18 protein-coding genes and 1 other annotated feature are annotated in these 17,145 nt (G+C 56.7%); of the genes, 11 read left to right on the forward strand and 7 right to left on the reverse strand.

What is annotated here, in order from left to right; translation table 11 throughout:
* The first annotated feature begins 138 nt into the window (after positions 1-138).
* Genes ABU178_RS05820 through ABU178_RS05830 form a run of 3 tightly spaced genes read left to right on the forward strand, consistent with a single transcriptional unit; the run spans position 139 to position 2,538 of the window.
* Positions 139-807 carry a metal ABC transporter ATP-binding protein gene (locus ABU178_RS05820; RefSeq protein ID WP_397212882.1) on the forward strand — a complete coding sequence of 223 codons (669 nt, stop codon included), beginning with the start codon at positions 139-141 and terminating at the stop codon, positions 805-807.
* Positions 804-1,643, forward strand: a complete 840-nt coding sequence (locus ABU178_RS05825) for a metal ABC transporter permease (RefSeq protein WP_397212884.1) — start codon at positions 804-806, stop codon at positions 1,641-1,643. The genes ABU178_RS05820 and ABU178_RS05825 overlap by 4 nt, the downstream gene beginning before the upstream one ends.
* A 16-nt stretch (positions 1,644-1,659) precedes the next feature.
* Positions 1,660-2,538 carry a metal ABC transporter substrate-binding protein gene (locus tag ABU178_RS05830; protein ID WP_397212886.1) on the forward strand — a complete coding sequence of 293 codons (879 nt, stop codon included), beginning with the start codon at positions 1,660-1,662 and terminating at the stop codon, positions 2,536-2,538.
* A 49-nt stretch (positions 2,539-2,587) separates the two neighbouring features.
* On the opposite strand, the gene ykgO is transcribed toward ABU178_RS05830, so the two are convergent.
* From ykgO to ABU178_RS05845, 3 genes are all read right to left on the reverse strand, one after another.
* A complete protein-coding gene (ykgO, locus tag ABU178_RS05835) occupies positions 2,588-2,728 on the reverse strand; it encodes a type B 50S ribosomal protein L36 (protein ID WP_397212888.1) in 141 nt (46 codons plus the stop codon).
* Positions 2,729-2,917: 189 nt separating this feature from the next.
* Positions 2,918-6,073 carry an efflux RND transporter permease subunit gene (locus ABU178_RS05840; protein ID WP_397212891.1) on the reverse strand — a complete coding sequence of 1,052 codons (3,156 nt, stop codon included), beginning with the start codon at positions 6,071-6,073 and terminating at the stop codon, positions 2,918-2,920.
* Positions 6,074-6,089: 16 nt separating this feature from the next.
* A complete protein-coding gene (locus ABU178_RS05845) occupies positions 6,090-7,298 on the reverse strand; it encodes an efflux RND transporter periplasmic adaptor subunit (protein ID WP_397212893.1) in 1,209 nt (402 codons plus the stop codon).
* 142 nt (positions 7,299-7,440) lie between these two features.
* Here ABU178_RS05845 and acrR point away from each other — a divergent pair, with 142 nt between their 5' ends.
* Entirely contained in the window at positions 7,441-8,079 is a 639-nt protein-coding gene (gene acrR, locus ABU178_RS05850; protein WP_397212895.1) for a multidrug efflux transporter transcriptional repressor AcrR, read from the forward strand.
* On the opposite strand, the gene rsmS is transcribed toward acrR, so the two are convergent.
* The 3 genes from rsmS to priC form a co-directional block, all read right to left on the reverse strand.
* Entirely contained in the window at positions 8,076-8,231 is a 156-nt protein-coding gene (rsmS, locus tag ABU178_RS05855) for a pleiotropic regulatory protein RsmS (RefSeq protein WP_397212897.1), read from the reverse strand. The genes acrR and rsmS overlap by 4 nt on opposite strands.
* A gap of 8 nt (positions 8,232-8,239) precedes the next feature.
* The gene (locus tag ABU178_RS05860; protein WP_397212899.1) at positions 8,240-8,485 is read right to left on the reverse strand and encodes a GlsB/YeaQ/YmgE family stress response membrane protein; all 246 of its coding nucleotides are present in this window, start codon (positions 8,483-8,485) and stop codon (positions 8,240-8,242) included.
* Between the two features lie 87 nt (positions 8,486-8,572).
* Complete coding sequence (priC, locus tag ABU178_RS05865; RefSeq protein WP_397212901.1) at positions 8,573-9,088, reverse strand: primosomal replication protein PriC; 516 nt, start codon at positions 9,086-9,088, stop codon at positions 8,573-8,575.
* A gap of 56 nt (positions 9,089-9,144) precedes the next feature.
* Here priC and ABU178_RS05870 point away from each other — a divergent pair, with 56 nt between their 5' ends.
* From ABU178_RS05870 to htpG, 6 genes are all read left to right on the forward strand, one after another.
* Entirely contained in the window at positions 9,145-9,531 is a 387-nt protein-coding gene (locus ABU178_RS05870) for a DUF454 family protein (RefSeq protein WP_397212902.1), read from the forward strand.
* Positions 9,532-9,675: 144 nt separating this feature from the next.
* A complete protein-coding gene (gene apt / locus ABU178_RS05875; RefSeq protein WP_397212904.1) occupies positions 9,676-10,227 on the forward strand; it encodes an adenine phosphoribosyltransferase in 552 nt (183 codons plus the stop codon).
* Positions 10,228-10,433: 206 nt separating this feature from the next.
* Positions 10,434-12,407, forward strand: coding sequence for a DNA polymerase III subunit gamma/tau (gene dnaX, locus ABU178_RS05880; RefSeq protein WP_397212906.1), 1,974 nt, complete (start codon positions 10,434-10,436; stop codon positions 12,405-12,407).
* Positions 11,755-11,816 (forward strand) — a sequence feature (DnaX frameshifting element). (Overlaps the previous gene by 62 nt.)
* Before the next feature lie 55 nt (positions 12,408-12,462).
* On the forward strand, positions 12,463-12,792 hold the full coding sequence (locus tag ABU178_RS05885; protein ID WP_397212908.1) for a YbaB/EbfC family nucleoid-associated protein: 330 nt from the start codon (positions 12,463-12,465) through the stop codon (positions 12,790-12,792).
* Positions 12,792-13,397 carry a recombination mediator RecR gene (recR, locus tag ABU178_RS05890; protein WP_397212910.1) on the forward strand — a complete coding sequence of 202 codons (606 nt, stop codon included), beginning with the start codon at positions 12,792-12,794 and terminating at the stop codon, positions 13,395-13,397. Before ABU178_RS05885 ends, recR begins: the two co-directional genes overlap by 1 nt.
* A gap of 97 nt (positions 13,398-13,494) precedes the next feature.
* The gene (gene htpG, locus ABU178_RS05895) at positions 13,495-15,369 is read left to right on the forward strand and encodes a molecular chaperone HtpG (protein WP_397212912.1); all 1,875 of its coding nucleotides are present in this window, start codon (positions 13,495-13,497) and stop codon (positions 15,367-15,369) included.
* A gap of 48 nt (positions 15,370-15,417) precedes the next feature.
* On the opposite strand, the gene ABU178_RS05900 is transcribed toward htpG, so the two are convergent.
* Positions 15,418-16,287 (reverse strand): LysR substrate-binding domain-containing protein, encoded by an 870-nt coding sequence (locus ABU178_RS05900; RefSeq protein WP_397212914.1) that lies wholly within the window; start codon positions 16,285-16,287, stop codon positions 15,418-15,420.
* A 214-nt stretch (positions 16,288-16,501) separates the two neighbouring features.
* On the opposite strand from ABU178_RS05900, the gene ABU178_RS05905 reads away from it, so the two are divergent.
* Entirely contained in the window at positions 16,502-17,053 is a 552-nt protein-coding gene (locus tag ABU178_RS05905; protein WP_397212916.1) for a DUF6024 family protein, read from the forward strand.
* The last annotated feature ends 92 nt before the right edge of the window (positions 17,054-17,145 follow it).

The following is a 17,145-nucleotide window of genomic DNA, read 5'->3' on the forward strand; positions in this document are numbered from 1 at the left end:
GCTTATTGTTATGTTATAACATAATTAAGAGGGTAGTATGAATCGTAGCGGATTGTTGTTGACGCTGGCGGGAAGGGTAGGGGTTGCCATGGTGTTGATTCTTCCTCTGGCGCTGGCGGTTTACTGGGGGATAAAGCCATGATTCAGTTCTCCAGGCTACAGGCGGGTTATCAACGTCAGCCCGTCACGCCGGTGATTGACGGGCGCATTGCTGCCGGTACCTTGACCGCGCTGGTTGGCGCTAACGGCAGCGGAAAATCCACGCTACTTAAAACCGTTGCGGGTTTACTGTCGCCCGTCAGCGGCCGTTGCGAATTGCAGCTGTCGCGTAAGGAGATCGGCTGGTTACCACAGCGTAGTGAACTGGAAACCCGCTTTCCCCTTACGGTGTTTGAACTGGTCGCGATGGGCTGCTGGCCACGCTGTGGCTGGTTTGGCGGCATCAGTCCGGCGCTGCGGGCGGAAATCATGCAGGCGCTGGACGCCGTGCAAATGCGCAGCTTCGCATCAGCGCAGCCCGCAATGCTGTCTGGCGGGCAGTTACAGCGCGTGCTTTTTGCCCGTCTGATGTTACAACGCAGCAAACTCTGGCTGCTTGATGAGCCGTTTAACGGCATCGATCGCCAAACCATTGTGCTGCTGATGTCGATTTTGCAGCAACAGCAGAAGCAGGGCACCACGTTGATAGTGGTGCTGCACGATAACGTGCTGGTGATGCGTTACTTCCGGGATGTGATTTCGCTGGATGCGGCGGACGACATGCCGCTCCGCCTTGCGGCAAATGCGCCACGGAGCCAGAGTCTGTGACGTTACTTCAGCCCTTTATTGAATTCAGCTTTATGCGCCGCGCGCTGGTGGCCTGCGCGGCGCTGGCGCTCAGCGCCACCCCGCTGGGGGTTTTTCTTTCACTGCGCCGTATGAGCCTGATTGGCGATGCGCTTTCTCACGCGGTTTTACCGGGCGCCGCTATTGGCTATCTGATTTCAGGCCTGTCGCTGGTAGCGATGGGTATCGGCGGACTCATTGCCGGGCTTGCCGTGGCGCTACTCTCCGGGGCTGTAAGCCGCTATACGCCGCTGAAAGAAGATGCAAGCTTTGCCGGCTTCTATCTCGGTTCGCTGGCGTTGGGCGTGACGCTGGTATCAATGCGCGGTTCCAGCGTGGATCTGCTGCACGTACTCTTTGGCTCGCTGCTGGCGGTCGATAATCCGGCCATGCTGCTGGTGGGCGCGATTGCCGCTTTTACCTTGCTGATGCTGGCGGTGATTTATCGCCCGCTGGTGATTGACGCCTTTGATCCCGATTTCCTGCGTGCGCAGGGCAAATGGAGCGCGCCCGTGGTGCACGGCATTTTCCTTACGCTGGTGGTGCTAAATCTGGTTGCCGGTTTTCAGGTGCTGGGCACGCTGATGTCGGTCGGGCTGATGATGCTGCCTGCCGCCAGCGCACGATTCTGGAGCCGCCATCTTGCCAGCATGATCTTTATAGCGATGCTGCTGGCCGTCTGCGCCGCCTTTACCGGTCTGCTCGCCTCCTGGCATTTTTCCCTGGCAGCGGGTCCGGCCGTGGTGCTGAGCGCTGCGCTGTTGTTTCTTATTTCCGTTTTGACAGGGCCATGCGGCGGTCTGTTACGCCGCCATTAAATTTTAAGGAGTTGTGATGAAGAAAATACCGGTTTGTCTGGCGATGGGGACGATGTTGATCTCACCTTTCACCTTGGCGAAAACAGTGGATGTTGTCGCCAGCTTTAGCGTGCTGGCAGATATTGTCAGTCAGGTAGGGGGCGAGCATGTGCGCGTAACCAGCCTGGTAGGGCCAGATGGCGATCCCCATACCTTCGAACCGACCCCGCAGGATAGCCAGGCGCTGGCGCAGGCGCAGCTGGTATTTGTCAGCGGGCTGGGACTGGAAGGATGGATGGATCGCCTGGTGAGCGCATCGGGTTATAAAGGTCAGGTGATTGTGGCCTCACAGGGCGTGAATACACGCAAAATGGAGGAGGAGGGCAAAATCGTTACCGATCCCCATGCATGGAACAGTATGCAGAACGGCGTAATTTACGCCACCAACGTGATGAATGCGTTGATCAAAGCCGATCCGCAGGATGCTGCGGATATTCGTCATCAGGGAGAAAACTACATCCAGCAGCTGGAAAAGCTGGATAGCTGGGCGCTTCAGTCATTTCAGGCCATTCCGCAGGCAAAGCGTAAAGTGCTGACCAGCCACGATGCCTTTGGTTATTTTGGTCAGCGCTACGGGGTGACCTTTCTCGCTCCGGTCGGTTTTTCTACTGAAGCCGAGGCGAATGCCAGCGACGTTGCGGGTCTGATTACTCAACTGAAACAACAGCATATTCAGCGTTATTTTATCGAGAATCAGACCGATCCGCGTTTAGTGAAACAGATCGCCAGCGCCAGCGGCGCGCAGCCCGGCGGCGTGCTCTATCCGGAAGCGCTGTCAGGTAAAACCGGTCCGGCGGCCAGTTACCAGGCGGCGTTCAAACACAACGTTGAAGAAATAGTGAACAGCATGCGCTAATAAAAAAGGCCGGGGAGTTCCCCGGCCAGGCTTCACAACACATCACATCCTAACGTTTCTTCTTTCTTCCCTGTACCGCCTTAAAACGCGGATTCGATTTACAAATCACATAAATACGGCCATGGCGGCGCACCACTTTACAATCCTGATGGCGATGCTTCGCCGAACGCAATGAACTTACTACCTGCATGTTTTATTCCCACCTTACTTACCGTCCAGAAAACGACCGAAACGCTGATTTTACTTGTTATGTTATAATATAACAATAGTATGCGTTATGCAGATAAAGATAGCCACTTTTCTGCAAAGGGAAAAAAAGGGAGGGTAGCGGGCAGAGATAAAAAAGGCCGCACAGAGCGGCCTTTTGCAGAGAAAACGCTTAGTGAGATTGTTGATGCTCGACCGGATGGCCTTGCTCAACTTCCGCTTTGTTCTTGCTAAAGCGACGACGAACCACTACGAAGAAGACCGGTACAAAGAAGATCGCCAGCGCAGTCGCCGTGACCATCCCGCCCATTACGCCAGTACCTACCGCGTTCTGCGCACCGGAACCTGCGCCAGTACTGATCGCCAGCGGCAGTACGCCGAGGATAAACGCCAGCGAGGTCATCAGGATAGGACGCAGACGCATACGTGCAGCTTCCAGCGTCGCTTCGACCAGCCCTTTACCCTCTTTTTCCATCAGATCTTTAGCGAACTCAACGATCAGGATGGCGTTCTTCGCCGAAAGGCCGATGGTGGTTAACAGACCTACCACGAAGTAAACGTCGTTACTCAGCCCACGCAGCGTGGTGAAGATCAACGCGCCGATTACCCCAAGCGGCACCACCAGCATTACGGAGAACGGAATCGACCAGCTCTCATAAAGTGCTGCCAGACACAGGAACACTACAATCAGCGAGATAGCGTAGAGTGCCGGCGCCTGGTTGCCCGAGAGACGCTCCTGATAGGACATGCCGGTCCAGTCATAGCCGATGCCGGTCGGCAGCTTCGACGCCATCTCTTCCATCAGCGCCATCGCATCACCCGAGCTCTTGCCTGGCGCGGCCTGGCCGAGGATTTCCATGGAAGGCAGGCCGTTGTAACGCTCCAGACGAGGCGAGCCATACTGCCATTGTGCCGAGGCGAAGGCAGAGAAGGGCACCATCTCGCCGTTGCTGTTACGTACGTACCACTTACTGATATCGTCAGGCAACATGCGCGAATCCGCCTCGCCCATCACGTAGACCTTTTTCACGCGGCCGCGATCAATAAAGTCATTGACGTAGGAGCCGCCCCAGGCGGCGCCCAGCGTGGTGTTGATATCGGAGAGCGCGACGCCCAGCGCCTGCGCTTTTTCCTGATCGATAACCAGCTTGTACTGCGGCGTATCTTCCAGGCCGTTTGGACGCATGCCCACCAGGGTATCAGGATGTTGCGCCGCCATGCCTAGCAGCTGGTTACGCGCCTGAGTCAGCTTTTCATGACCCAGGTTGCCCTGATCGATCAGCTCAAAGTCAAAGCCGGTGGCGTTACCCAGCTCGATAATCGCTGGTAGGTTGAAGGGGATAACCATTGCATCTTTGATGCCGCCCAGCGCCTTCATGGCGCGTCCGGCAATGGCCGGCACCTTCAGATCGCTGCTGGCGCGTTCATCCCAAGGCTTCAGGCTGACAAAGGCAATACCGGTGTTCTGACCACGTCCCGAGAAGCCAAAGCCGTTAACGGTAAACACCGACCTAACGCTGTCTTTCTCTTTGTTCAGGAAGTAATCCGTGATCTGATCCATGACTTTCTGCGTACGCTGCTGCGTTGCACCGGCAGGCAGCGAGGCTTGAGTCAGCAGCAGCCCCTGATCTTCTTCCGGCAGGAAGGAGGTTGGCAGTCGCAAGAACAGATAAGCCATACCGATCACAATGATCAGATAGAGCACCAGATAGCGGCCGGTGCTGCGGACGATATGGCCTACGCTATCAACGTAGTGGTTAGTGCTCTTATCAAACAGACGGTTGAACCAGCCGAAAAAGCCGGTGGTCTTGCCATGATCGCCTTTCTTGACCGGCTTCAACAGGGTGGCGCAAAGCGCAGGCGTCAGAATCAATGCCACCAGCACTGACAGTGCCATTGCGGAAACAATAGTGATGGAGAACTGGCGATAAATAACCCCGGTTGAGCCGCCAAAGAACGACATCGGGATGAATACCGCAGAGAGCACCAGCGCAATCCCCACCAGCGCGCCCTGAATCTGCTCCATTGAGCGCCGTGTGGCTTCTTTCGGCGGCAGTCCCTCTTCCGCCATAACGCGCTCAACGTTTTCCACCACCACGATGGCATCATCCACCAGCAGGCCGATGGCGAGCACCATCCCGAACATGGTGAGCGTGTTTATCGAGTAGCCGAAACCGTTAATAATCGCAAAAGTACCCAGCAGCACCACCGGTACCGCAATGGTTGGAATCAGCGTCGCGCGGAAGTTCTGCAGGAAGAGATACATCACCAGGAAGACCAGCACGATCGCTTCGAACAGGGTTTTTACCACCTCGAAAATTGAGATCTTAATAAACGGCGTGGTGTCGTACGGGTAAACGATTTTCAGGCCTGTCGGGAAAGTCGGCTCCAGTCTGGCCAACGTCGCTTTAACCGCATTCGCGGTATCAAGGGCGTTGGCGCCGGTAGCCAGCTTAATCCCGATACCGGAAGCGGGTTTGCCGTTATAGCGGGCAATGATCTCATAGTTTTCACCGCCCAGCGCAATGGTTGCTACATCTTTCAGACGCACCTGAGAACCGTCGCTGTTCACCTTCAGCAGAATCTTACCGAACTCCTCAGTTGAGGTCAGACGTGTCTGAGCGATGATCGAGGCGTTCAGCTGCTGGCCCGGTACTGCCGGGGCGCCGCCTAACTGACCTGCCGCCACCTGGGCGTTCTGCGTATTGATGGCATCGATTACATCCACCGGCGTCAGCTGGTAGTTGTTGAGCTTGGTAGGATCCATCCAGATGCGCATCGCATACTGCGCCCCGAATATCTGGGTATCGCCAACGCCAGTGGTACGGCTGATGGGATCTTTGATATTCGATGCGACATAGTCTGCGATGTCGTTCTGGGTCATGCTGCCGTCATCGCTGACGAAGCCGGCAACCATCAGGAAGCTGCTGGAAGATTTTTGAACCTGAATCCCCTGCTGTTGTACTTCCTGCGGCAGCAGTGGCATGGCCAGCTGCAGCTTGTTCTGTACCTGAACCTGAGCGATATCCGGGTTAGTACCCGATTCGAAGCTCAGCGTCAGCTGGAGGTTACCAGAAGAGTCACTGTTCGATGAGAAGTACATCAACCCATCGATACCGTTCATGTTCTGTTCAATAACCTGCGTTACCGAGTCCTGCAATGTTTTTGCATCTGCACCCGGATAGGTTGCACGAATCTGTACTGCTGGCGGCGCAACATTGGGATATTGCTCGATCGGCAGTTTAAGAATCGATAGCGCACCCGCCAACATCACGATGATGGCGATAACCCACGCAAAGATGGGGCGATCGATAAAGAACTTAGCCATGTTTCAACGGCTCCTGTTATGACGATGATTTTTCAGACTGAGACTGAGACTGAGATTGTGTTTCTGAAGTCGATTTCGCATCGTCCGATACTTCCTGTGGCGTCACCTGCGCACCCGCTTTGGCACGCTGCAGACCCACAGTGATCACCCGCTCGCCCGGTTTCAGACCGGCGGTAACCAACCATTTGTCGCCGATAGCCTGGCTGGTGGTAATGCTACGAACTTCCACTTTGTTATCCGCGCCCACTACCATCGCAGTCGCCTGACCGGTTGGGTTGCGGGTCACGCCCTGCTGCGGCACTAATATCGCGTTCGGATTGGTGCCTGCTTCCAGGCGCGCACGGACGAACATACCAGGCAGCAGGCGGTGATCCGGGTTAGGGAAAATCGCACGCAGCGTAATAGAACCGGTGGTTTCATCGACGGTAACATCAGAAAATTCCAGTGTTCCCGGCTGTGAATATTCGTTACCGTTTTGCATCATCAGCGTAACGTTAGCTTTACCATCGTTCTGTTTAAGCTTGCCTGACTCCAGGTCTGCGCGCAGGCGCATAAACTCATCGCTGGACTGCGTCACGTCAACATACATAGGATCGAGCTGTTGAACCGTCGCCAGCGCAGTGGTTTGCGCGCTCTGTACCAGCGCGCCTTCCGTCACGGCGGATTTACCGATGCGACCGCTGATAGGAGAGGTTACTTTGGTATAGGCGAGGTTGATACGCGCGGTTTCCACATTCGCTTTTGCAGCCTGTACGGCGGCATCATTCTGCGCGGCGGTCGCCACAGCGGTATCGTAGTCCTGCTGGCTGATATATTTGGTGCCGAGCAGCGGCTTATAGCGTTTTACGGTGAGCTGCGCGATACGTGCGTTAGCTTCCGCCTGAGCAAGATCGCCTTGCGCACTTTGATAAGAAGCCTGATAGGTCGCCGGATCGATCTGATAGAGCGATTCACCCGCTTTGATATCGCTGCCTTCAACAAAGTTACGCTTGAGAATGATACCCGATACCTGAGGACGAACTTCCGCCACGCGATACGCCGAAGTGCGACCCGGCAGCTCGGTGGTAATTTTCAACGGTTCGTTTTTTATAGTAACGACACCAACTTCAGGGGGCTGCTGTTGGGCGGCTTGTTGGGATTTATTATCATCACATCCTGTTAACACAAAGCTGCCTGAAAGCATCAGGACGGCCGCCAGAGGCGATAATCCTCTGTTTTTATTCATAAATAAACCTCTAGTGTCCGATATCGAATATTCAATGGATCACAAACCGTTCAACCCATTGCTGCGTTAAAATACGGGTCGTGCTATGGTACATACATTCACAAATGTATGTAAATGTTCCTCTTGGTAAAACAAGTCTCCTATGGCACGAAAAACCAAACAGCAAGCGCTTGAAACGCGTCACCAAATTATCGACGCCGCCATCGCCCGTTTTTCTGAACATGGCGTCTCGACCACCTCGCTCGCAGATGTAGCCAGCGCAGCCGGTGTGACAAGAGGGGCGATTTACTGGCATTTCAAAAATAAAGCCGATCTGCTGAATGAAATCTGGGCGCAGTGTGACGCAGGGCTTGATGATTTGGAACTTGAGTATCAGACAAAATACCCCAGTGATCCACTCTCCGTAATGCGCGCCATGTTGATCTATTTTCTTGAGGCGACGGCAATAGATCCTCAACGCCGCGCCCTGATGGAAATTATTTTTCACAAATGCGAATTTGTTGGCGAAATGACCGCGCTGCGCAACATACAGCAAAGCTTATTGCTGGAGTGCTATAGCAAAATAGAAGAGGTGCTGCGGCGCTGCATTGATGCCGGACAATTACCCGCCGCCCTGAACACGCGACAAGCGGCGTTGATTATGCGCGGCTACGTGAATGGAATGATGGAGAGCTGGCTTTTCGCCCCTGAGAGCTTCGATCTGGCGGCCGATGCGCCCCGGTTAGTGGACGTCTTTATCGATATGTTGCGCTTCAGCCCAACGCTGAGTGTCGGGCATTAGCTTCCCGTTTCCGCCGCCAGCTTCTTCTCAAAATCCCGCTGTACGATAGCCAGCGCAGCCAGCACGGTTTGCGCCGGCAGCTGATTTTCCTCCAGCAGCATGATCAAATCCACGGCCAGCTTGACCTCATCAGGCGCGTTTTCCAGAGTCATAGGCTTTCCTATATGCGTAATTTAGCGGCGACAAGCAACATTAGCAGGGCGCCGAGCAGGGCAACAGCCAAAGCGCCGATTTGCAGAGTGACAAGATTGCCCTCGTTGAAATAGGTAGCGACGTAGCCGCCCACTAACGCCCCGATAACCGCCAGCACCAGCGTTGCGGCAAAGCCGCCGGGTCGGCCGGGTAAAAAAAACCGTTTCAGCCAGCCGACAAGCAGGCCGATAATTATCCAGGATAGCAGGGCCATCAGTGTTTTCCGCTTGTGAGATGGTGCTAAGTATAGAAGGAAAGCAGAGAAGCAAGGCGGCGTAATCTCCTTTCGCGCCGGAAGCGGTCAGGAGCGTAATGAACGTTGCCATTCAACCGCATGCAGCGCCTGACGGCAGCGCGCCAGACGGCCTTCCAGCGCCTCAAGCTCCCGCTTCAACTGCTGCTGCATCGCCAGGGTTCCCGCCAGCGCCAGCCGCTGCTCGCGCTGGTCGATCATCGCCTGCAAACGACGCTCGTAATCGCGATATTCGTCCCGTTTCTGCTGGCGGAAATCTGGCATGGGACGTTCGCGGCGCAGACGCAGCGTCTGGGTGCTGGCTTCACGCTGCAACGCAGCGATTTGATCCACCAGCCTTTGCGCCAGCCATGCTGCCCGGCCAGGGTTCGCCTGATTCTGGCTGAGCTGCTGAAAATTTTGCTCAATCTCGTCAAGATAATCGTGCAGGCGGGTGCCTTTGCTGAGAAATAGCTGGCGATCGAAACGCGGCTGGCGCGCAGCGCCGTCTGGCAGCGTCAGGATCTGCTGCCGCAATGCCACAATCAACTGGGAAAGACGCTCGCGCGTCGAGGGGGTTTTCATTACTCTTTACCCGACTGTGATAACGTAGCCACAGATTTGTTTTAGCAGGTGGTATTATGCAGCGCATTATCTTACTGACAATCGGCTGGCTGGCAATCGTGCTGGGCACGCTGGGAATTGTATTACCTTTACTGCCTACTACGCCATTCGTGTTGCTGGCCGCCTGGTGTTTCGCCCGTTCCTCGCCGCGTTTTCATCACTGGCTGCTTTGGCACTCGCCCTTTGGTCGCTATATCCGCCACTGGCAGCAGCACCGCGCCATGCCGCCCGGCGCGAAAACGCGCGCGATTGCGCTGATGGTCTGTACTTTTTCCCTTTCCATCTGGCTGGTTAACATTTTCTGGGTGCGCATCGGTTTAGGCCTTATGCTCTGCGCCCTGGTGCTGTTTATGCTGCGCATACCGGTGGTGGCGGAGCAGGCGGATGCGGGCAAAAACCAGTGATAAAGTTGCATTTGCTGCGTCATTTGCTTAGATTTGGGCGTCTTTGTGCGTGGCTTCCCTCCGAAAAACCTTCCGTCTGGCCTGATATCAGGCGCTGACGCTATGGACGCTGCGCTAAACAGAATTTTCACCAGGCGTAACATTATGACCGCAACTGCCCAGCAGCTTGAATTCATCAAAAACAGCATCAAAAGCATTCCTGACTACCCTAAGCCGGGTATTCTGTTCCGTGACGTCACCACCCTGCTGGAAGATCCGCAGGCCTATGCCGCAACCATTGCGCTGCTGGTGGATCGTTATCGTGATAAAGGCATCACCAAAGTGGTCGGCACCGAAGCGCGCGGCTTTCTGTTCGGCGCGCCGGTCGCGCTGGCGCTGGGCGTAGGCTTTGTGCCGGTACGCAAGCCGGGCAAGCTGCCGCGTGAGACCTTCAGCGAAGCTTACGAGCTGGAATATGGCACCGACCAACTGGAACTGCATAAAGACGCGATTCAGCCGGGCGACGTGGTGCTGGTGGTGGACGATCTGCTGGCGACCGGCGGCACCATCGAAGCCACGGTAAAACTGATCCGTCGCGCGGGCGGCGAAGTGAAAGATGCCGCGTTCGTGATTAATCTGTTCGATCTGAGCGGCGAGTCCCGCCTGAATGCCTTAGGGATCGAGTGCTACAGCCTGGTCAATTTCCCTGGCCACTGATCCGCTTTCGCCCCGCCGTGGCGCGGGGCGCTACACCCCGTTTTTCGCCCTAAAGTGATAGGCATATCAATGCGTGGCTGATAAACTACAGCAACGATATACAGGGTTTGCAGATGTTCTGTTCTCACCTTTTTTTGTGAATAACGGCCGTGACCCCGGCGTCGCGCCGCTGTTCCTTTTCAACGATACCCAGTGACCGAATCCACATGAGCTATCAGGTACTTGCGCGAAAATGGCGTCCCCAGGCGTTTGCTGACGTAGTTGGTCAGGAACATGTGCTGACTGCGCTGGCTAACGGGCTGTCATTGGGGCGCATCCATCATGCTTACCTCTTTTCCGGCACGCGCGGTGTAGGGAAAACCACCATCGCCCGTCTGCTGGCGAAAGGGCTGAATTGCGAAACCGGCATTACCGCCACGCCCTGCGGCCAGTGTGATAACTGCCGCGAAATCGAGCAGGGCCGTTTTGTCGATCTGATCGAAATTGATGCCGCCTCCCGTACCAAAGTAGAAGATACGCGCGATCTGCTGGATAACGTGCAGTACGCCCCGGCGCGCGGACGTTTCAAGGTTTATCTGATTGACGAAGTGCACATGCTCTCCCGTCACAGCTTCAACGCGCTGTTAAAGACGCTGGAGGAGCCGCCGGCGCACGTCAAGTTTCTGCTGGCCACTACCGATCCGCAAAAGCTGCCGATTACCATTCTGTCGCGCTGCCTGCAGTTTCATCTCAAGGCGCTGGAGGTGGATCAGATTCGCCAGCAACTGGCTTATGTGCTGGAGCAGGAGACGATCCACAGCGAGCCGCGTGCGCTTCAGTTGCTGGCGCGCGCTGCCGACGGCAGTATGCGTGACGCGCTGAGCCTGACCGATCAGGCGATCGCCATGGGGCAGGGCGAGGTCAGCAGCGCCACCGTCAGCATGATGCTGGGAACGCTGGACGACGAACAGCCGCTGGCGCTGATTGAAGCGCTGGTTGAGGGCAATGGCGAGCAGGTGATGGCGCTGCTGAATCAGGCCGCTTCGCGCGGCGTGGAGTGGGAAGCGCTGCTGGTGGAGATACTGCGTCTGCTGCATCGTATCGCCATGCTGCAACTGCTGCCCGATTCCCTGTCGGAAGACGAAATGAGTCATGCGCAGCGGCTACGCGATCTGGCGCGCCTGATGCCGCCCGCCGATGTGCAGCTCTATTATCAAACGCTGCTGATGGGACGCAAAGATCTGCCGATGGCGCCGGACCGCCGTCTGGGCGTGGAAATGACGTTGTTACGCGCGCTGGCGTTTCATCCCATGGCGCCGATTGCTGAGCCGGTGGCGCGCCCGTCGCTGAATCCGCAAAGCGTGGTGGCCGCGCAGCCCCAGATGGCGCCGCCCGCGCCGGAAGTGGCCGCAGCGCCCCCTTCTGCTGCGCCAAAGCCAGCCCGAACGCCTCAGGCATCCGCCGCGCCGTCCGCCCCGGCCAGCGCGCCGCCAGCCGATTTTTCCGATGCCACCAGCCAGCTCCTGCAGGCGCGCACTCAGCTGCTGCGTCAGGGAGCCAGCAAGCCAAAAAAGAGTGAGCCGGCAGCGCCTTCCGCGCGGCCGGCCAACTCGGCGCTGGAACGGCTCGCTACCGTCAGCGAACGCAGCCAGCAGCGTCAGGCGGCCGACAGGGAGCCGGTAAAAAAAGAGGCGTACCGCTGGAAGGCGCAAACCCAACCGGTGGAAGCGGCCGAGCCGGTCGCCACGCCAAAAGCCTTGCGTTCCGCGCTGGAGCATGAGAAAACCCCTGAACTGGCGGCACGCCTGGCGGAAGAGGCGCAGCAGCGCGATCCCTGGGCGGCCGAAATCGCCACGCTGGCGCTGCCGAAGCTGGTGCAGCAACTGGCGCTGAACGCCTGGAAAGAGCAGACGGCGCAGGGCGTGGTGCTGCATTTGCGCGCCAGCCAGCGCCATCTTAACTCTCCCTCCGCCCGGCAGGCATTGAGCGAGGCGTTGAGCAGCGCGGCGGGCCAGACGGTTGAACTCACCGTGATTGAAGATGATAATCCTGCCGTATTAACGCCGCTGGAGTGGCGGCAGGCCATTTATGAAGAGAAGCTGACGCAGGCTCGTCAGTCTATCATTAGCGATACCCATATCCAGACGCTGCGTCGTTTCTTTGATGCGGATCTGGATGAAGAGAGTATTCGTCCCGTTTGAACATGCTGCAGCTGTCTGATGGATAGTATTGCGGCCTAAGCTGAGAGAGAAAACTATGTTTGGTAAAGGCGGATTGGGCAACCTGATGAAGCAGGCCCAGCAGATGCAGGACAAAATGGCCAAGGTGCAGGAAGAGATCGCCGCACTGGAAGTGACCGGTGAATCGGGCGCGGGTCTGGTGAAGGTGACCATCAACGGCGCGCACAACTGCCGTCGTGTGGAAGTTGACCCGAGCCTGCTGGAAGATGACAAAGATATGCTGGAAGATCTGATCGCAGCAGCCTTTAACGACGCGGCGCGCCGCATCGACGAAGAGCAGAAAGAGAAAATGGCTTCCGTCTCTTCCGGTATGCAGCTGCCGCCTGGCTTCAAGATGCCGTTCTGATGCAAACCAGTCCACTGCTTGAAGCTTTGATGGAATCGCTGCGCTGTCTGCCCGGCGTCGGGCCGAAATCGGCGCAGCGCATGGCGTTCCAGCTGTTGCAGCGCGATCGCAGCGGTGGCATGCGGCTGGCGCAGGCGCTGACGCGGGCAATGTCTGAAATCGGTCACTGTGCGGATTGCCGCACTTTTACCGAGCAGGAAATTTGCACCATCTGCGCCAATCCGCGTCGTCAGCAAAACGGTCAAATTTGTGTGGTGGAGAGTCCGGCGGACATTCACGCCATTGAGCAGACCGGTCAGTTTGGCGGTCGCTACTTTGTGCTGATGGGGCATCTCTCGCCGCTGGACGGTATCGGGCCGCAGGATATCGGCCTCGATCGTCTGGAGCAGCGGCTGGAGAAAGAGACCATCCAGGAGGTGATCCTCGCCACCAACCCCACGGTGGAGGGTGAAGCCACGGCCAACTACATCGCTGAGCTGTGCGGGCAGTATGGCGTCGAAGCCAGCCGCATCGCGCACGGCGTACCGGTAGGCGGCGAGCTGGAGATGGTGGATGGCACCACGCTTTCCCATTCGCTGGCGGGTCGCCACAAGATTAAATTTTAACCGCTTGCCGGTGCCCGTTCGGGAACCGGCTTGAAATTTTCTTTCTCATCCCCATCTTCTCCTCAACGTTCGTTAAACCTGATCTGTTGAGGTAGCAATGACCATGAAAGGACAAGAGACGCGTGGTTTCCAGTCAGAGGTAAAACAGCTTCTGCACCTGATGATCCATTCCCTCTATTCAAATAAAGAGATTTTCCTGCGGGAACTGATCTCCAACGCCTCGGATGCGGCGGACAAGCTGCGCTTCCGTGCGCTTTCCACTCCGGATCTTTATGAGGGCGACGGCGAGCTGCGTGTTCGGGTCTCTGTTGATAAGGAAAACCGCACCCTGACGCTGAGCGATAACGGCATCGGCATGCGCCGCGACGAGGTGATTGAGAACCTGGGCACTATCGCCAAATCGGGCACCAAGGCTTTTCTGGAATCGCTCGGTTCCGACCAGGCGAAAGACAGCCAGCTGATTGGTCAGTTCGGCGTGGGCTTCTACTCGGCGTTTATCGTGGCCGATAAAGTCTCTGTACGCACCCGTGCGGCGGGCGCGGCGGCGGATGAAGCTGTGTTCTGGGAATCCGCCGGTGAAGGGGAATACACCATCGCCGATATCAGCAAAGCGGATCGCGGCACCGAGATCACGCTGCACCTGCGCGAAGGCGAAGACGAGTTCCTCGATGCGTGGCGCGTGCGCAGCATCATCAGCAAATACTCCGATCATATCGCGCTGCCGGTTGAGATTGAGAGCAAAGACGACGAGAACGACACCACGACCTGGGAGAAGATCAACAAGGCCCAGGCGCTGTGGACGCGTAACAAGTCAGAGATTAGCGACGAAGAGTACAACGAATTCTACAAGCACATCGCGCATGACTTCACCGACCCGCTGATCTGGAGCCACAACCGCGTAGAAGGCAAGCAGGAATATACCAGCCTGCTCTATATTCCCTCCCGTGCTCCCTTTGATATGTGGAACCGCGATCAGAAGCATGGTCTGAAGCTCTACGTACAGCGCGTATTCATCATGGATGACGCCGAGCAGTTTATGCCGAACTATCTGCGTTTCGTGCGTGGCCTGATCGACTCCAACGATCTGCCGCTCAACGTCTCGCGTGAGATTCTGCAGGACAGTCGCGTGACGCAGAGCCTGCGCGGCGCGCTGGCGAAACGCTCGCTGCAGATGCTGGATAAATTAGCCAAAGACGACGCGGAAAAATATCAGCAGTTCTGGAAAGCCTTTGGCCTGGTGCTCAAAGAGGGACCGGCGGAAGATCAGGCTAACCAGCAGGCGATCGCCAAACTGCTGCGCTTCGCCTCTACCCACAGCGACAGCGCGGAGCAAACCGTGTCGCTGGACGAGTACGTCAGCCGCATGGTGGAAGCACAGGAGAAGATTTATTACATCACCGCCGACAGCTATGCCGCAGCGAAAAGCAGTCCGCATCTGGAACTGTTCCGTAAGAAGGGCATTGAGGTGCTGCTGCTCTCCGATCGCATCGATGAGTGGATGATGAGCTACCTCACCGAGTTTGACGGCAAAGCGTTCCAGTCCGTCAGCAAAGCGGATGAGTCGTTGAGCAAGCTGGCCGACGAAGAGTCTGAAGCGCAGAAAGAAGCGGAAAAAGCGCTGGAGCCGTTTGTGGATCGCGTCAAAACGCTGCTGGGCGAGCGGGTTAAAGAGGTGCGTCTGACGCATCGTCTCACCGACACGCCAGCCATCGTCACCACAGATGCCAACGAAATCAGCACCCAGATGGCGAAGCTGTTTGCCGCGGCGGGTCAGGATGTGCCGGAAGTGAAATACATTTTCGAGCTGAACCCGGATCACGCGCTGGTGAAACGCGTCGCGGATACCCAGGATGAAACGCATTTTGGCGAGTGGGTTGAACTGCTGCTGGATCAGGCGCTGCTTGCCGAGCGCGGCACGCTGGACGATCCCAACCAATTTATTCGCCGCATGAACCAACTGCTGAGCGCGTAACCGCTATTCAGGCCGATCGCCTTCCGGCGTCGGCCTTTTTCCTGATCTTTATTCCTGCGCCACTTCCTGCAGCCAGCCGCGAAACAGCGAAATTTCCGCATCGTGGCAGCGCGCCTTTGTCGCCATCATCCAGGTGGCGCGATCGACCCGCACAAAGCCTAACGGCGCAATCAGGCTGCCATCTTTCAGCTCCTGCCGCACCAGCAGCCGCGGCGCCATAATAATCCCCAGACCGCTGCGCGCCGCCTGAATGGCGAGGGTGAGGTTGTCGAAATGCTTACCCCCCCAGAAATTACCGCGCGCGCCGCTCTTTTTCGCCCATTCCGCCCAGGCGTGCAGCCGGGTATCCGCATGCAGCAGCGGCAGATCCACAAGATCGTTCTCGCTGTGAAAACGTTCAGCAAACTGCGGCGCGCAGAGCGGGCCAATATAGTCATCGCTGATCAGCGAGGCAGCAATATCCTCATCAGGCGACTGTTCATAGCTGACGATCAGCACATCGGTATGTTCGCTGCGCAACTGATCAACATTAACCAGCCCCTGAAACTGAATCGCGATATCGGGATAGCGCTGATAAAAAGTGGCGATGCGCGGGATCAGCCATTGCGAAAGAAAACTGGGAGAGCAGGAGACAGTAAGATGATGACGCATGCCGGTGCGGATGCTTTCACAGGTGGTACGCAGCTCGCTGAACGCTTTTTGACAGCTGAGCAGCAGGCGTTCGCCATGTGAGGTTAATTTGACGCGCCCACTGGTACGGATGAACAGCGGTTTGCCCATCCAGCTCTCCAGCTGACGAATCTGATGACTGACGGCGCTGTGCGTTACGTGAAGCCGTTCAGCAGCGCTACTGAAGCTGCTGTGAAGCGCGGCCTGATGAAAATAGTGCAACGCCCTCAACGAGGGTAGCCCGGTCATACCCGTCCCCTGTGTAAAAACCTAACAGGGATTGTCAGTTTATATCATTTTAAAGTCCAGCCGCATTGCCCTAACCTTGCCCGCAGATTATGGCGGGTTGACTCGCAGGCACACTTATGCCTGTTGCCGGGCACACGCTTTACCGCCATCATGGAAAGGGAATAAGAATCTTATGCTTGCCTTTGCTTCTGTTTCATCCAACCAGGCGGCGTCAGTGCGTGATCGGTTACGCATTTCACTTTCTCGCCATTACCGGCTGGACCAGTTCGATCTCTTTTTCGCCTCGTCGCTGAATGTGGCGCGCCTGCTGCTTTCCCGGCTCTTTTTACAGCAGGAACAGATGCGTATCCAGTCACGTTACCCTGTCAGCGAACTCAACGTTATGCCAGCGATAGCGGTGACGGCAGAAAACGTTGCGCTGGTGGCACACGTCGATATCGTCGCCAGGAGGGTGCGCGCGCTGAAAGCGTGTCACCGCCAGGGCGTAACGGACGCGTCAGAAAGCTTTGCGACAATGCTGCACGACACGCTGCTCGCCGAGGCCAGCCTGTTTATCACCCGTCTCGATCGCCATGCTGATTTAGCCGATATGGTATTGATTGCGCTGCGTACCAGCGATTTCAGCACGCTGATGCGCAGCAAGCTGCGGCTGTTTGAGCAGGGCATGGCGTTGACAGCGCCAACAGCGCGGGCGCTGGCGCGAATGCAGGAACCCGAGTGGCAGCGAAATAATCGCGGCAAGCGGCTGATGCACTCTATTCTTTAAGCAAAGGCGGTAAACTCAGCCCTTAGCAGGAACCACGGCCCATTCCTTGTGGATAACGGGTCATAATGGTATGTTCTTCGCCTTCTCAGATA

The sequence above is a fragment of the Pantoea osteomyelitidis genome, assembly GCF_044342975.1.
Lineage (GTDB): Bacteria > Pseudomonadota > Gammaproteobacteria > Enterobacterales > Enterobacteriaceae > Pantoea > Pantoea osteomyelitidis.

Coding starts and splice junctions, on each gene's coding strand:
- ABU178_RS05820 (WP_397212882.1), top strand. CDS start 139: ATGATTCAGTTCTCCAGGCTACAGGCGGGTTATCAACGTCAGCCCGTC.
- ABU178_RS05830 (WP_397212886.1), top strand. CDS start 1,660: ATGAAGAAAATACCGGTTTGTCTGGCGATGGGGACGATGTTGATCTCA.
- ykgO (WP_397212888.1), bottom strand. CDS start 2,728: ATGCAGGTAGTAAGTTCATTGCGTTCGGCGAAGCATCGCCATCAGGAT.
- ABU178_RS05840 (WP_397212891.1), bottom strand. CDS start 6,073: ATGGCTAAGTTCTTTATCGATCGCCCCATCTTTGCGTGGGTTATCGCC.
- ABU178_RS05845 (WP_397212893.1), bottom strand. CDS start 7,298: ATGAATAAAAACAGAGGATTATCGCCTCTGGCGGCCGTCCTGATGCTT.
- acrR (WP_397212895.1), top strand. CDS start 7,441: ATGGCACGAAAAACCAAACAGCAAGCGCTTGAAACGCGTCACCAAATT.
- rsmS (WP_397212897.1), bottom strand. CDS start 8,231: ATGACTCTGGAAAACGCGCCTGATGAGGTCAAGCTGGCCGTGGATTTG.
- ABU178_RS05860 (WP_397212899.1), bottom strand. CDS start 8,485: ATGGCCCTGCTATCCTGGATAATTATCGGCCTGCTTGTCGGCTGGCTG.
- priC (WP_397212901.1), bottom strand. CDS start 9,088: ATGAAAACCCCCTCGACGCGCGAGCGTCTTTCCCAGTTGATTGTGGCA.
- ABU178_RS05870 (WP_397212902.1), top strand. CDS start 9,145: ATGCAGCGCATTATCTTACTGACAATCGGCTGGCTGGCAATCGTGCTG.
- apt (WP_397212904.1), top strand. CDS start 9,676: ATGACCGCAACTGCCCAGCAGCTTGAATTCATCAAAAACAGCATCAAA.
- dnaX (WP_397212906.1), top strand. CDS start 10,434: ATGAGCTATCAGGTACTTGCGCGAAAATGGCGTCCCCAGGCGTTTGCT.
- ABU178_RS05885 (WP_397212908.1), top strand. CDS start 12,463: ATGTTTGGTAAAGGCGGATTGGGCAACCTGATGAAGCAGGCCCAGCAG.
- recR (WP_397212910.1), top strand. CDS start 12,792: ATGCAAACCAGTCCACTGCTTGAAGCTTTGATGGAATCGCTGCGCTGT.
- htpG (WP_397212912.1), top strand. CDS start 13,495: ATGACCATGAAAGGACAAGAGACGCGTGGTTTCCAGTCAGAGGTAAAA.
- ABU178_RS05900 (WP_397212914.1), bottom strand. CDS start 16,287: ATGACCGGGCTACCCTCGTTGAGGGCGTTGCACTATTTTCATCAGGCC.